The 13125-nt window shown below is 73.2% G+C and carries 9 protein-coding genes; 1 reads left to right on the top strand and 8 read right to left on the bottom strand.

What is annotated here, in order from left to right; translation table 11 throughout:
* Nucleotides 1-163: 163 nt before the first annotated feature.
* The 6 genes from manA to OHS59_RS27060 form a co-directional block, all read right to left on the bottom strand.
* Entirely contained in the window at nt 164-1315 is a 1152-nt protein-coding gene (gene manA / locus OHS59_RS27085; RefSeq protein WP_328495969.1) for a mannose-6-phosphate isomerase, class I, read from the bottom strand.
* A gap of 150 nt (nt 1316-1465) precedes the next feature.
* On the bottom strand, nt 1466-2593 hold the full coding sequence (locus tag OHS59_RS27080) for an SIS domain-containing protein (RefSeq protein ID WP_328495968.1): 1128 nt from the start codon (nt 2591-2593) through the stop codon (nt 1466-1468).
* A gap of 88 nt (nt 2594-2681) precedes the next feature.
* Nucleotides 2682-2867: a Trm112 family protein gene (locus tag OHS59_RS27075; RefSeq protein WP_328495967.1), complete on the bottom strand. Its 186-nt coding sequence runs from the start codon at nt 2865-2867 to the stop codon at nt 2682-2684.
* Between the two features lie 246 nt (nt 2868-3113).
* A complete protein-coding gene (locus tag OHS59_RS27070; RefSeq protein ID WP_328495966.1) occupies nt 3114-4481 on the bottom strand; it encodes a phosphomannomutase/phosphoglucomutase in 1368 nt (455 codons plus the stop codon).
* Nucleotides 4482-4673: 192 nt separating this feature from the next.
* On the bottom strand, nt 4674-6290 hold the full coding sequence (locus OHS59_RS27065) for an L-lactate permease (protein ID WP_328495965.1): 1617 nt from the start codon (nt 6288-6290) through the stop codon (nt 4674-4676).
* 183 nt (nt 6291-6473) lie between these two features.
* Nucleotides 6474-6851: a DUF3499 domain-containing protein gene (locus tag OHS59_RS27060; RefSeq protein ID WP_328495964.1), complete on the bottom strand. Its 378-nt coding sequence runs from the start codon at nt 6849-6851 to the stop codon at nt 6474-6476.
* Nucleotides 6852-7218: 367 nt separating this feature from the next.
* Here OHS59_RS27060 and OHS59_RS27055 point away from each other — a divergent pair, with 367 nt between their 5' ends.
* On the top strand, nt 7219-7671 hold the full coding sequence (locus OHS59_RS27055) for a metallopeptidase family protein (protein WP_328499375.1): 453 nt from the start codon (nt 7219-7221) through the stop codon (nt 7669-7671).
* 40 nt (nt 7672-7711) lie between these two features.
* On the opposite strand, the gene OHS59_RS27050 is transcribed toward OHS59_RS27055, so the two are convergent.
* Both OHS59_RS27050 and OHS59_RS27045 read right to left on the bottom strand, forming a co-directional pair.
* Nucleotides 7712-9256, bottom strand: coding sequence for a DUF5719 family protein (locus OHS59_RS27050; protein ID WP_328495963.1), 1545 nt, complete (start codon nt 9254-9256; stop codon nt 7712-7714).
* The gene (locus OHS59_RS27045; RefSeq protein WP_328495962.1) at nt 9253-12996 is read right to left on the bottom strand and encodes a glycosyltransferase; all 3744 of its coding nucleotides are present in this window, start codon (nt 12994-12996) and stop codon (nt 9253-9255) included. The genes OHS59_RS27050 and OHS59_RS27045 overlap by 4 nt, the downstream gene beginning before the upstream one ends.
* Nucleotides 12997-13125: the final 129 nt, after the last annotated feature.

Raw genomic sequence — 13125 nt, 5'->3', positions numbered from 1 at the left:
ACTCGGCTGGCACTCGGCTGGCACTCGTCTGTCACCCGGCTGCCCCGGCCGGCGGCCGTCAGGCCGCCGGCCCGCATTTTGCCTGCCCTTTGCGGTGGGCCATTGTTGCAGCCCGAACCGGCCCCGGAGCACCGGGCCGCCACAGTGGTGCCGGGTGATTCCCTCAGGCGACGACCGTGGCCCGGAAAATCGTCCCGTTTCCGGAGGCTTCCACCTTTTCGCCCGCCGGTACGAACACGGAGCCACCGGGGGCGAGCGTGGTGTCGCCCGTCCGTACGGAGCCCGCGGTGCACAGCAGGATCTGCGGGGTGCGCCGGGTGAGGTCGCGGGCGGGCCCGCCCTCCGGGAGGACGTACCGGGAGAGGCGGAACTCGTCGATGGGGGTCTCGTAGACCTCCTCGCCGTCCGGGGACGCCTCGGGGCGCAGTACGCCCGGGTCGCCCGCCTCGAAGCGGACGATACGCAGGAGTTCGGGGACGTCGACGTGCTTGGGGGTGAGTCCGCAGCGCAGCACGTTGTCGGAGTTGGCCATGATCTCGACGCCGAGCCCGTTCAGATACGCGTGCGGCACACCGGCGCCGAGGAACAGGGCCTCGCCGGGCTGCAGTTGTACGTAGTTGAGAAGCATCGCGGCGATGACACCCGGGTCACCGGGGTAGTGGTGGGCGATCGAGGCGTACGGGGCGTGGGCACCGCCGAGCCGGGCGCAGGCCGCGGCGGCCTCGGTGACCGTGGTGGCCATCAGCTCGGGGTCGGCGGTGAGTACCGCGGTCAGCACCTCGCGCAGCGCGGCCTCTTCGGGGTGCGCGTGCAGCAGGTCGACGTACGGCTTGAGGGAGTCGACCTCCAGGGCCGACAGCAGTTCGGCGGCCTCCAGCGGGGCGCGGAATCCGCACAGACCGTCGAACTCCGTGAGCGCGCAGATCAGTTCGGGCTTGTGGTTGGCGTCCTTGTAGTTGCGGTCCGGTGCGCCGACCGGGACACCGCGGCGCTCCTCTTCCTCGTACCCCTCCTTCGCCTGGGTCAGGTCGGGGTGCACCTGGAGGGAGAGGGGGGCGCCCGCGGCGAGGATCTTCAGCAGGAACGGGAGCCGCGGGCCGAATTTCGCGACCGCCTCGGTGCCCAGTTCACGCTCGGGGGCCGCGTCGATGACCTCGGTGAGTGGGCCGCGGGGGGTGCGCGAGGGTGCGCCCGGGTGGGCGCCCATCCACATCTCGGCCTGCGGTTCGCCGGTCGGCTCGGTGCCGAGGAGCCGCGGGATGGCCGTGGTGGAACCCCAGGCGTAGGGGCGGACGGTGTTGTCGAGGCGGTCCATGGTGTGTCTCGTTCTCCGTACGTGTGCCGGTACGCATGCTGGTACGCGTTCTGGAACCTGTGCTGGTACGCGTCCTGATCGACGGGGGCTGCGGGATCCGCGGGTCGTACGGATTCTGTGGGCTCTCCGGTCAGGAGGTGTCGCTCAAGGTCAGGCCGTCGAGGCGAGCGCCAGGTAAACGGCGGCGAAATCGGTGACGGCGATCAGTTCGGCGAGTGTTTCCAGGTCGCCGCCCTCCTCCGGTTCGAGTTCGCTGAGCGCCGTGTCATGGCTGAGGGCCAGCTCGCGGGCGGCCGGGGCGGCGGTGCGCCCGCCGGCCGGGCGGTCGCGCAGCAGGACCACGCGCGCGTGGACGACCTGCGCCTCCTCGACCCGGTCGCGGAAGAAGTCGTCGGGGTCGGCGCCCGCGGCCAGGGTGCCCGCGAGGAGCACGCTGTGCGCGGCCAGTGCCTCGGGCAGCTCGGCGGTGAGCGCGGGGCGCCCCGCGAGTTCGGCCAGGGCGGCGACGAAGCGGCGGCCCGCCGGGCCCGCGGCGTCGCCCTCGGTCCAGATCACCGGAAGTGCCTCGGCGAGTTCGGAGGCGAGCGTCTTGGCGGGGTTGCTGTAGGTCGCGATGGCCGGGCCGCAGCGCTCGGCCACCTGGTCCAGCCGGTCGGCGACCTTCTGCAGGGCCTCGGGCGGCGCGGACAGCAGGCCGGTGCGGTCGAGCAGCGCGAGCAGCGGGGTGAGCAGCGCCCACAGCGAGCCGGGGGCCGAGGCGGCGGCCGGGGCCTGCGGCTCGTAGGGGGCGGTCGCCATCGGTACGGAGAGGCCGTGGGCGACGGCCACCGCCTCGATGAGCGGGGTGCGGGGCGGGCAGACGGCGACGACGGTGAGGCCGCGCCGGTAGGCCTGCTCGACGAGGAGCGAGAGGCCGGGCTCGCTGCCGTCGGGCGTGGCGACCAGGAGCAGGTCGACGGGGCCCGCCCAGCCGGGCAGTTCCCAGAGCAGGGCGCCCGCGGCGGGGGCCACGCCCCGGGGGGTGAGCCGGGTGACGGGGCAGGCTGCGCCGGCCAGCGAGCCGAGCAGGTCGGCGACGCAGGTGGCGGCCAGGCCGGGGCCCGCGGTCAGGATGGCGCGCGGGCGGCCGTCGGGCTTCAGCTCGGCGATGCCGGCCTCGGTGGCGTGCCGGACCGCGGTGCGTACGCGGGCGCCTGCCTCGGCGGCGCCGCGGAGCAGGTCCCGCCGGTCCGCGCGGGCCAGCGCCTCCTGGTCGTCGAGGATTGATTCGTCGAACATGGTGGGCAGCCTCCGGACACCTGGCGGGGTCGCTTCTCTGTGGCCTGTGACCTGTGACGTGTCTGTGTGGCCTGTGACGTGCGGGGTCCTACGCGGGGCGGCGGGCCTCGTCCACCAGGAGGACGGGGATGTCGTCCCTGACGGGGTAGGCCAGGCCGCAGTCCTTGCCTGTGCAGATCAGTTCGGCCTCCTGGTCGTTGCGGGAGGCCTCCTTGAGGGGGGCGTGGCAGGCCGGGCAGGCGAGGATCTCCAGGAGGCCGGCTTCTAGCGGCATGTCAGGTCCCTTCGGGGCGGGGTCTGGGGCGGGGGTGTGCGGTGATGTGGCCTGGTCAGGGTACCGCCGCGGGTGGGTGGGCGTGGGGGGTGTTCGCCCCCGCCGCCCCTACCCTTCCCGTCACTGCATGGGGGCTGCACTGCATGGGGGCTGCGCCCCCTCGCCCCCATATCGCGCTGCGCGCTCGTCCTCAAACGCCGGACAGGCTGAATACGTCGCGGACGGGCTGGAACGAACCAGGCGTCCTCAGGCTCTGATGATCGTCAGGACCTCGTCGCGGACCTTCGTCATCGTCGACTCGTCGCGGGCCTCCGCGTTCAGGCGCAGGAGGGGCTCCGTGTTGGAGGGGCGGACGTTGAACCACCAGTCGGCGGCGGCGACGGTGAGGCCGTCGAGTTCGTCGAGGGTGACGTCCTCCCGGCCCTCGTACGCCGTCCTGATCGCGGCGAGGCGGGCGGCCTGGTCGTCGACCGTGGAGTTGATCTCGCCGGAGCCGGCGTAGCGGTCGTACTGGGCGACGAGGGCGGAGAGGGTGCCCTCCTGCCCGCCGAGGGCCGCGAGGACGTGGAGCGCGGCGAGCATGCCGGTGTCCGCGTTCCAGAAGTCCTTGAAGTAGTAGTGCGCGGAGTGCTCGCCGCCGAAGATCGCGCCGGAGGCGGCCATCTCGGCCTTGATGAAGGAGTGGCCCACGCGGGTGCGTACCGGTGTGCCGCCGTTCTCCCGGACGACCTCCGGGACCGACCAGGAGGTGATCAGGTTGTGGATGACCGTGCCCTTGCCGCTGTGCCTGGCCAGCTCGCGGGCGGCGACCAGGGCGGTGATCGCGGACGGGGAGACCGGCTCGCCGCGCTCGTCGACGACGAAGCAGCGGTCGGCGTCGCCGTCGAAGGCGATGCCGAGGTCGGCGGACTCCTCGCGGACGCGCTTCTGGAGGTCGACGATGTTCGCCGGGTCCAGCGGGTTCGCCTCGTGGTTCGGGAACGTGCCGTCCAGCTCGAAGTACATCGGGACGAGGGTCAGGGGCAGGCCGGCGAAGACGGTCGGGACCGTGTGTCCGCCCATGCCGTTGCCCGCGTCGACCACGACCTTCAGGGGGCGGTTCGAGGTCAGGTCGACGAGGCCGCGCAGGTGCGCCGCGTAGTCCTCCAGCGTGTCGCGCCGCGTGATCGTGCCCTGCGCCCGGGCTGCCGAGGCCGGGGCTCCCGAGTCGATCCAGGACTCCACGAGTTCACGGATCTCGGTGAGGCCGGTGTCCTGGCCGACGGGGGCCGCTCCCGCCCGGCACATCTTGATGCCGTTGTACCGGGCCGGGTTGTGCGAGGCCGTGAACATCGCGCCCGCGAGGCCGAACGCCCCCGACGCGTAGTACAGCTGGTCCGTCGAGCAGAGCCCGACCTCGGTCACGTCGACGCCGCGCGCCGCCGCCCCGCGGGCGAAGGCCCGCGACAGGCCCGGTGACGAGGGGCGCATGTCGTGACCGGTCACGATCGCGTCCGCTCCCGTCACCTGCACGAAGGCCGCACCGAACAGCTCGGCCAGCGTCTCGTCCCACTGGTCCGGGACCACCCCGCGTACGTCGTACGCCTTAACGAGCTGCGACAGATCAGCGGTCACTGCCAACCCTCCTGGAGTCCTCGACGGTGACCCCAAACTACCCGCACGCACCGACTCCCGGCCGTGCGGGACCTGAGCGGGCACATGCGGACATCACCGTCGAACTTCGCGAGGGCCCGGAGAGGACCTGGGGAGGAACTGGGGAGGACTTCGCACGGTTCTCGCCGGGTCGTCTCCGGCCCCCGCGCGGGCTTACGGAAGCATCCATTCCAGGACCGGGGAGCTCTGTCCCACGACGATCAGGCACATGACCAGCAGGAGTCCGAGGCTCCAGGGGAGCACCTTGCGCAGCAGGTCGCCCTCGCGGCCCGCGAGTCCGACCGCCGCGCAGGCGATGGTGAGGTTCTGCGGGGAGATCATCTTGCCCAGGACACCGCCCGAGCTGTTGGCGGCCGCGAGGAGTTCAGGAGACAGGCCTGACTCCCTCGCCGCGGTCACCTGGAGGGCGCCGAAGAGCGCGTTGGCCGAGGTGTCCGAGCCGGAGACCGCCACGCCGAACCAGCCGAGGACGGGCGACAGGAAGGCGAGCCCCGCGCCGGCCGCCGCCACGAAGTGGCCGATCGTGGCCGCCTGTCCGGACAGGTTCATGACGTAGGCGAGCGCCAGGACGGAGGTGACGGTGAGGATCGCATACCTCAACTCGTGGACCGTGGCCGCCCATTCCCTGAGCGCCACGCGCGCGTGCACCCCGAGCACGGCGGCCGTGCACACCCCGGCGAGCAGCACCAGCGTGCCACCGGTGGACACGATCGGCCAGGTGAAGACATTGCCGCCGACCGGATCGCCGTCGGGGTTCACCACGTTCAGGAAGGGCCAGTCGAAGACGCGGGTCGCCTTCGCCAACTGGTCCTTGACGGGCGGGATCTGGGCGATGGAGAAGATCACGACGATCAGTACGTACGGGGCGTACGCGCGCAGCACCTCACGGCGCGGGTCCTCCTCGTCCAGGTCCTCGCTGCGGGTGCCCGTGAGGACGGCGGCCCGTACGGGTTCGGCGGCGGGCCTGCGCGCGTGCGGCACCGCCATCAGCGCGCCCGCTCCGGCCAGCGCGGCGCCGATGTCGGCGAGTTGGGCGGAGACGTAGTTGGAGGCGGCGAACTGGGCGACGGCGAAGGCGACTCCGCACGCCATCGCGGGCACCCAGGTCTCGCGCAGGCCGCGCCGCCCGTCCACCAGGAAGACGAGAACCAGGGGCACCACCAGGGCGAGCAGCGGGGTCTGGCGGCCCACCACGGAGGCGACGGTGTCCAGCGGCAGGTCGGTGACCTGGGCCAGTGTCACGACCGGTGTGCCCATCGCCCCGAAGGCGACCGGCGCGGTGTTGGCGACCAGCGCGACCACCGCCGCGCGGACGGGGTCGAAGCCGAGCGCGACGAGCATCACCGAGCAGATCGCGACGGGCGCGCCGAAGCCCGCGAGCGCCTCAAGGAGCGCGCCGAAGCAGAACGCGACGACTAGCGCCTGGATGCGCGGGTCGTCGGAGAGCCGTCCGAAGGAGCGGCGCAGGATGTCGAAGTGCCGGGTGCGGACGGTCATCCGGTAGACCCAGAGGGCGTTGACGACGATCCACAGGATGGGGAAGAGGCCGAACACCGCCCCCTGGGCGGCACTGGAGAGCGTCTGGCCGGCCGGCATGCCGTACACGAGCCAGGCGACCAGGGCGGCGGCCGCGAGGCCGATGAGACCGGCCAGGTGCGCCTTCATGCGGACCCCGCCGAGCAGGACGAGGACGAGGACGAGGGGCAGGGTCGCGACGAGCGCGGACAGACCGAGCGAGTCGGCCACGGGCTCAAGTTCCTGGACGTACACGGAGCCTCCCCCGATTCCGCTATGCGGAAATCAATTTCTCATGGGCCGGGGAAAATGGTCGTGTCCGCGACAAGCGCGCGTCAATGGTCGTGCGCCGCTGAGTGAAACGTGCACCGAATACACACGGGACACAGGGGTCACATGGGACACCACAGGGTGAAGCCCCCTCCGGAGAGGGCGGGTTCAGGAGTCCGGTGAACGGAGGACCCGCAGGTGGCCGCGGCGGGCGACCTCCATCGGGTCCGCGCCGCGGGCGTTGCCGCCGCCCTGCCGCGGGGCGCGGTCCTGCGGGCGGGCCGCCTCACGGACGGCGTTGGCGAGCGCTTCCAGGTCGTCACCGCTGGGGCGGGAGGGAGCGGAGCTGTCGGCGAGCCGGACGACCTCCCAGCCGCGCGGGGCGGTGAGGCGCTCGGAGTGCTCGGCACACAGGTCGTAGCAGTGGGGTTCGGCGTAGGTGGCGAGCGGGCCGAGGACCGCGGTCGAGTCGGCGTAGACGTACGTCAGCGTCGCTACGGCGGGACGGCCGCAAGCGGTGCGCGAACAGCGACGTACAGGGCTCACGATGTTGGACGGTACCTCACTCCTGAGCGGGCCGCGACGACTCTCCCCCGGCTCACCCCACCGTGTCGTGCTGTGACGCCTGACACAGAGGGTCTTCGGCGGGCCTGTTTGACCTGCGGGTACGGGTGTTGACGATGTGGCGGACAGGCTCGGAAGAGGTCGCGTTCCCGTACAAAAGCTGTCAACTTCCGTTATTTGTACGGCCCTGGAGGATACGGAAACCAGCCTGAGCTTGGCTGGAATGCTCATGCTGCGACACGCCGGGGGCGGGCCCCCGAAGTCGTCCGGCGTGACGGTCCGCAGCCGCGGGCGGGACGCGTGCCGTGTGCGGGCGGGGGCAGGGCGCGGGGACTACTCTTCGTCAGTGATGGACAACCCCGTACCGCCCCCTCCCGCCGAACCCAGGCCCCGCCGTCGTGATCGGCACGGGCGCGGGATGCGTGGACCCGTGGCGCCACCGCAGGTGCCCCTCTCGGCCAGTCGCGCCGAGGTGTTCGCGGATCTGGTGCAGGACTCCGTGGAGCGGTTGGAGCGGCGGTGGCCGCAGCTTTCCGACATCGAGTTCATGGTGCTGGAGGTGCCCCGGTTCGATCCGGCCGGTGACGAGGGCTGGGGCGACGAGGCGGTGCCGCTGGGTGGCACGGCTCCGGCGCACGAGGGCCGTCCCGCGCGGGTCATCGTCTACCGGCGCCCCGTCGAGATCCGTACCAAGAGCCGCGACGAGCGGGCCGCCCTGGTGCACGAGATCGTGGTGGAACAGGTCGCCGAGCTGCTGGGGCTGACACCGGAGACCGTCGATCCCCGGTACGGGGAGGACTGAGCCCCCGGCGCCGTGGCCGGGTCCCCTCCCCCCGGTGCCGCTACTTCTGCAGCACCGAGAGGTCCTGCTCGGCGTTCGGTACCTTCACCGTTCCCCGGTCGTCCGGGAGGGTCTGCACGGTGAACATCGGTACGCCGCCCTCGGCCGCTTCGAGCATGCGCGACGCGTGGACGGGGCCACCGGACAGCCGCTCCACCGTGAGCGCGTACGTGCCCTTGAGGCCGCTGGGCTCGGGCAGCCGCACGTTCTGAGTGGTACCGGCCCTGATCGTGTACGTCTTCGAGGCGGCCGTTCCGCCGTCGCTGCCCGCGGAGGCCGTGACCTTGACCTTCGCGCCGCGGCCGGGGGCGACCAGGGAGAGCGTGGATCCCTTGGCCCGGTTGTCGGCGGCCGTCGCACGCGCGCCCACCGGGCCCGTGGCGGGGATGAACGCCGTCTCCTGGTTGTCGCCCTTGCCGCGGACGACCCGCAGGGCCGCGACGACGGGGGCGGAGGTCCCGGTCGGGGTCAGCACCAGGGAGCCCGCCTCGCCGCGCGTGACGTCGCCGAGGTCGACGGCGGCCGTCATCCCGGCCTTCACGTGCAGCGTCTCGTGCCCGGCGGGAGTGATCATCCCGGTCGGCGAGGCCAGCCGCACCTTCAGGTCGGCGTCGACGTCGCCGGGCACGAAGGCGACCAGCCGTACGGAGGTGGCGTCCTTCGGGATGCCCGGCAGGACGAGGCTGCCCGCCGGAGCGGCGGAGGCGGCGAGCCAGTCCCCGCCCAGCGTGTCGTCCACGGCCTGGACGGCGGCGGCCACCCGGCCGCTGCGGACCGTGACGTGCACGGTGAGGTTGGTCTCCGGCTCGTCGATGAGGGTCGACAGGAGCACCGACTCGCCGGCGTGCGGCGGGATCTTGATGCCCTCTCCGACCGTCGACTTGAGGGCGCCGTCCTTGCCGTACAGCTCGATGTCGGCGACGGCGGCGGAGTCGTCGGGATTGGTCAGGTGCACGTAGTCCGTGCGCTCCTTGGCGGTGCTGGCGCCCGGGAACCAGAAGTCCGTGTCCGGGGCCGAGCAGTTGGTGCCGAGCAGGCCGCGGCCGTCGCCCGCCTCGACCTCGGTGGTCTGCTGGACGGTCCAGCCGGGTGCGAACCTGCCCTCGGCCGTGCCGACGAGCGCGGGCGACTCGGCGCCCGAGGCCTCGGCCGTGACCGGCTTCCCGGGCTCCTTCGGCGTCAGGACGGGCTTCTCCTTCTTGCCGGACTCCCCGCCGTCCCCCTTGCCGTCCTGCTTCCCGTCCCCGTCGCCGGACCCGGACCCGTCGGACTCGCCGTCGGCCGACTGCGCGCCCGCGGCCACCAGTTCGGCCTTGCCGTCCGTACCGGTGCCCTTGGTGACGGGCGTGAAGGACGTGTACGCGGTCTCCGCGAGGTCCGAGGTGCTCGGAGTGGGGCAGAGGAGGCTGGTGCGCTCCACGGGCAGCTGGGCGGCCGCCTCGGCCGTGTCCGTGCCGGAGGCCTGCGGCTCGGACATCGAGGCGAAGCCGGTGACGGCGGCGAGCGCGGCCACGCCGGCGATCAGGGACACGGTGGTGCGGTTCACTGCTGGCTCCCGTCGGGGCGCTCACTGTCGGTGCCGTGCGGCGGTTGCTGCTGCTGCGCCTGTTGCTGTTGCTGTTGCTGTTGCTGCTGGTCGTACTGCGGGTCGTAGCCCTGGCCGTACGTCTGCGACGGGTCGTACCCCGCGTTCCCCTGGCCGTACGCCGCGTACGGGTCGTAGTGGTCCGCCTGGTACGGGTCCGCCTGGTACTGCTGCTGCTCGTAGGTGCCCGCCGGGTACTGCGGGGCGCCCTGGTACTGCTGCTGGTCGTAGGTGCCGTACTCGGCGCCGTACGTCGTCGCGTCCCACTCGTCGTAGCCCTGCTGGTGCGGAACCGGGGCGGCCACGGGGACCCCCTCCGGCGCGGGCGGGGCGTCGGGCGGGAACGTGTCGGACCGCTCCGCGGGCTCGGCCTGCTCGGTCTGTTCGGCCTCCGCCTGGGCGCGCAGCCGGCGGGCCCTGCGGCCCTCGCCGGACGCGGCCTGGACGGGCACGGCGGCCTCCTCCTCGGGGAGGTCGTCGTCGACGTCGCGGCGCCGGCCCGGCAGCGCGAGCACCACGAGGACGACGGCGAGCGCGCCCTGCGCCCACAGCCAGCCCGTGTGGCTCATCGGCGCCTCGAAGGTGACGTCCAGCCGGCCCCCGGCGGCGGGCAGTTCGAAGCCCTGGGCCCAGCCGTCGACCGTCTTCTTGGTGAGCGGTTTCCCGTCGAGGGTGGCCGTCCAGCCCTCGTCGGCCGTGTCCGCGAGACGCAGGATGCGGCCCTCGGCACCGGAGGGGATCTTCGTGTGCAGTTCGACGGGGCCCGCGGCGATGGGCTGCGGGTCACCGGAGGCGGGGACGACGGCCGCGCGCGCGACCTGCCGGTCGACGCGCCACAGGGCGCTGCCGTCCTGCTGGCTCAGCCGGCTCAGGCCAGGCGTGGCGTCCAGGACGCGGCTGACCTCGCGGGGCGCGCCGTCGCGGACCAGGACGTACCGCACGGCGAAGCCGCCGAGCTGGTCGGCCTGGTCGGCGCCGGAGCCCGCCACGAGGTTGGCGACGACCTTGTCGAGCGTCTTGTTCTCGCCGTCCGCCGCTGCCAGTTCGGCGTCGCCGAGGCGGGCGCCGGAGCCGCGCACGAGGGTGTAGCCGACCTCGGTCGCGGAGTCGCTGCCGAGGACGAGCGTGCGGGCCTGGTCGCGGGTGCCGCTCTCCTCGGCGACGAACGCGGGCACCTGGACGGGGTCGCGTCGCTCCAGGGGCCCGTCGGCGCCGCGGATCATCCAGCCGGCGGCGATGAGCAGGGGCCCGGCGGCCGAGGCGAAGGCGATGAGGACGGCGACCGGCTGACGCCAGCCGAAGCTCTGCTCGGCCACGCGCGAGCGTGCCCCGTCGGCGCCGAGCGCGGCGGCGGCGAGGAAGGCGAGGCCGTAGACGAGGGTGGCGGGGCCGGCCCAGGTGGAGCCGTTCGAGAGGGCGGCGAAGACGAGCGCGACCAGCGCGGCCGTCCAGGCGGCCCAGATGCCCAGTTGCCGTTCCGCGCGCATCAGGGCGGCCACGGCGGCGCACACGATGCCGATGAGCATCAGCCCGCTGACCGTGCCGGGGCCGCCGGGGCTCGCGCCCAGCAGGTCGAGTGCTGAGGCCGCCCCCGACTCGTACTCCATGCCGGCCTCCTGGAAGAAGCCGAACGGGAGCAGGGTGAGCGACCAGGGGGCGAGGGCCAGCAGCGGGGTGCCGAGCTGGGCCAGGAAGCGCAGCCCGTAGGCGGCGATGTCACCGCGGCGCACGACCGCGAGGGCGACTCCGAGCACCAGCGCGATGGGCCACACGATCGGCGTGAACGCGGTGGCGAGGGTCAGCAGGAGCGCGTACGCCCAGGTGGCGCGCCAGCTGCCGCGGCCCGACTCCGAGGCGAGACCGCTGGCCGCGATGCCCGCGCGGGCGATGAGGGGCAGCAGCACGGCGAGCACGGCGGTGCCGAGACGGCCGCCCGCGAGCGCGCCGGTGGCGGCGGGCAGGAAGGCGTACGCGACGGACGCCCAGGCGCGCAGCAGGCGCGACTCGACGAGCGGCCGGGAGACGAAGTAGGCGGCGAAGCCGGCCAGCGGTACCGAGCCGATCAGCAGGACGGTGACCGCGAGACCCGTCGATCCGAACAGCACGCTCGCGAGCATGGCGACGAGCGCGAGGTAGGGCGGCGCCGACTGGGTGCCGCCGGCGCCCACGGGGTGCCAGCCGTCCAGGTAGCGCGACCACAGTGCGGAGGAGTCCGCGGGGGCGGGCAGCAGCGCGCCGCCCGCGAGCGCACCGCTGCCGAGGAGTTCACGGCTGGCGATGAGGGAGAAGAAGAGGAGCACCACGAAGACCATCGGCCCGGGCTTGCGGGCGACGCGCTTGAGGCGGGCGAACTGCTCGATCTGCAGGAAGTCGGCGTCGTCGCCGCCCGGTCCGGACTCGACGGCGCTGCCGTGGCGGCCCGCCGCGTTCAGTTCGGGGTCGGAGCGGCCCACGAGGTTGCCCGCGGCCTGTTCGACGGTGGCCCTGACCGTGGCGCCGGGGGGCGGGAACAGTGCGCGCATCTCCCCCTTGTCGACCTGGGGGCTGCCGCGCCTGCGCCGGCCCGCGATGATGCGCTCGGGACGCAGCAGGGTGCCCAGGAGGCCGCGGATCTCGTCGACCGCCTGTCCGGGGGCCTTGCCGACGAGGTAGGCGACCGTGCGCAGCAGGGTGCCCAGTACGAGCCGCACCAGGATCCAGGGAAGGACCGCGCTGCGGGCGTTGACGAGGAGGGTGTAGGCGGCGCCCGCCTTGTCGACCTTGTGCGGGGAGGCGGAGGTGCGGCCCACGCAGTCGACGGTGCGGCGCTCGCGGGAGGACGCCTCGGCGTGCCGTACGACCGCTTCGGGGGCGACCAGGACGCGGTGGCCCGCGGACTGGGCGCGCCAGCACAGGTCGATGTCGTCACGCATCAGGGGCAGCCGGCGGTCGAAGCCGCCGAGCTCCTCGTAGACGTCGCGGCGGATCAGCATGCCGGCGGTGGACACGGCCAGCACGGGAGTCACGTGGTCGTGCTGGCCCTGGTCCTGCTCGCGCCGGTCGAGGCCGGTCCAGCGGCGGCCGCTGTTGGCGATGGTGACGCCGACTTCGAGGAGCTGTCTGCGGTCGTACCAGCCGCGGAGCTTGGGGCCGATGACGGCGACGTCCTTGCCGAGCTCCTGCTCGTTCTCCACGACGCGCAGCAGCTGGGCCAGGGCGTCGGGCTCCGGGGCGCAGTCGTCGTGCAGGAGCCACAGCCACTGCTCGGGCTCGCCGTGCGGCAGCTCCGGCATGTCGTAGGTGTCGTCGCGCCAGGTGCGGGTGACGGGGTCCCAGCCGCTGGGGCGCTTCAGGTACGGAAGCTCCTCCGGGGTCAGCACGCCCGCGATGCGGACGGCCTCCTCGACGGCCTGGCCGAAGCCGGTGCGCCGGGCGAGGTGGAGCACCCGGTCCGCGCCGAGGGCGTCGGTGACCAGCTGGGCGGAGTCGTCCGCGCTGCCGGTGTCGGCCGCCACGGCGTTCTGCACGGGGCGTTCCTGGCCGAGGAGCCCGGCGAGGGCGTCGGGCAGCCAGCGGGCGCCGTCGTGCGAGACGAGCACGGCGGTGACCACGTGCCTCGGGAACTCGGGCGGGCGCCCCGGATCGGACGCCGCCGAGCCTGCCGGGTCGAACGCTGCGGGGGCAGTGTCGTACTGACCTGCCGAATGGCTGTGCACGGACATCGAGGTACGGGCCCCGGTTCGCTGGACTGCGGTGGACGCCTGTGTCCTTGAGGGGACCACGGGGCGTCTCGGACGGAGGCCCACACTAACGGCTGCACAACAGCGCGGCCCGCCGCCTGTGGACAACCC

Origin of the sequence: Streptomyces sp. NBC_00414, from assembly GCF_036038375.1 — a bacterium.
GTDB lineage: Bacteria > Actinomycetota > Actinomycetes > Streptomycetales > Streptomycetaceae > Streptomyces.
Note: the sequence above shows the minus strand (reverse complement) of the source record. Positions and strands in the feature narration are given on the sequence as shown.

What these genes read in the sequence shown, in the direction of transcription:
- OHS59_RS27055 (WP_328499375.1), top strand. Translation starts at nt 7,219, where the DNA reads ATGGACAACCCCGTACCGCCCCCTCCCGCCGAACCCAGGCCCCGCCGT.
- manA (WP_328495969.1), bottom strand. Translation starts at nt 1,315, where the DNA reads ATGGACCGCCTCGACAACACCGTCCGCCCCTACGCCTGGGGTTCCACC.
- OHS59_RS27080 (WP_328495968.1), bottom strand. Translation starts at nt 2,593, where the DNA reads ATGTTCGACGAATCAATCCTCGACGACCAGGAGGCGCTGGCCCGCGCG.
- OHS59_RS27045 (WP_328495962.1), bottom strand. Translation starts at nt 12,996, where the DNA reads ATGTCCGTGCACAGCCATTCGGCAGGTCAGTACGACACTGCCCCCGCA.
- OHS59_RS27075 (WP_328495967.1), bottom strand. Translation starts at nt 2,867, where the DNA reads ATGCCGCTAGAAGCCGGCCTCCTGGAGATCCTCGCCTGCCCGGCCTGC.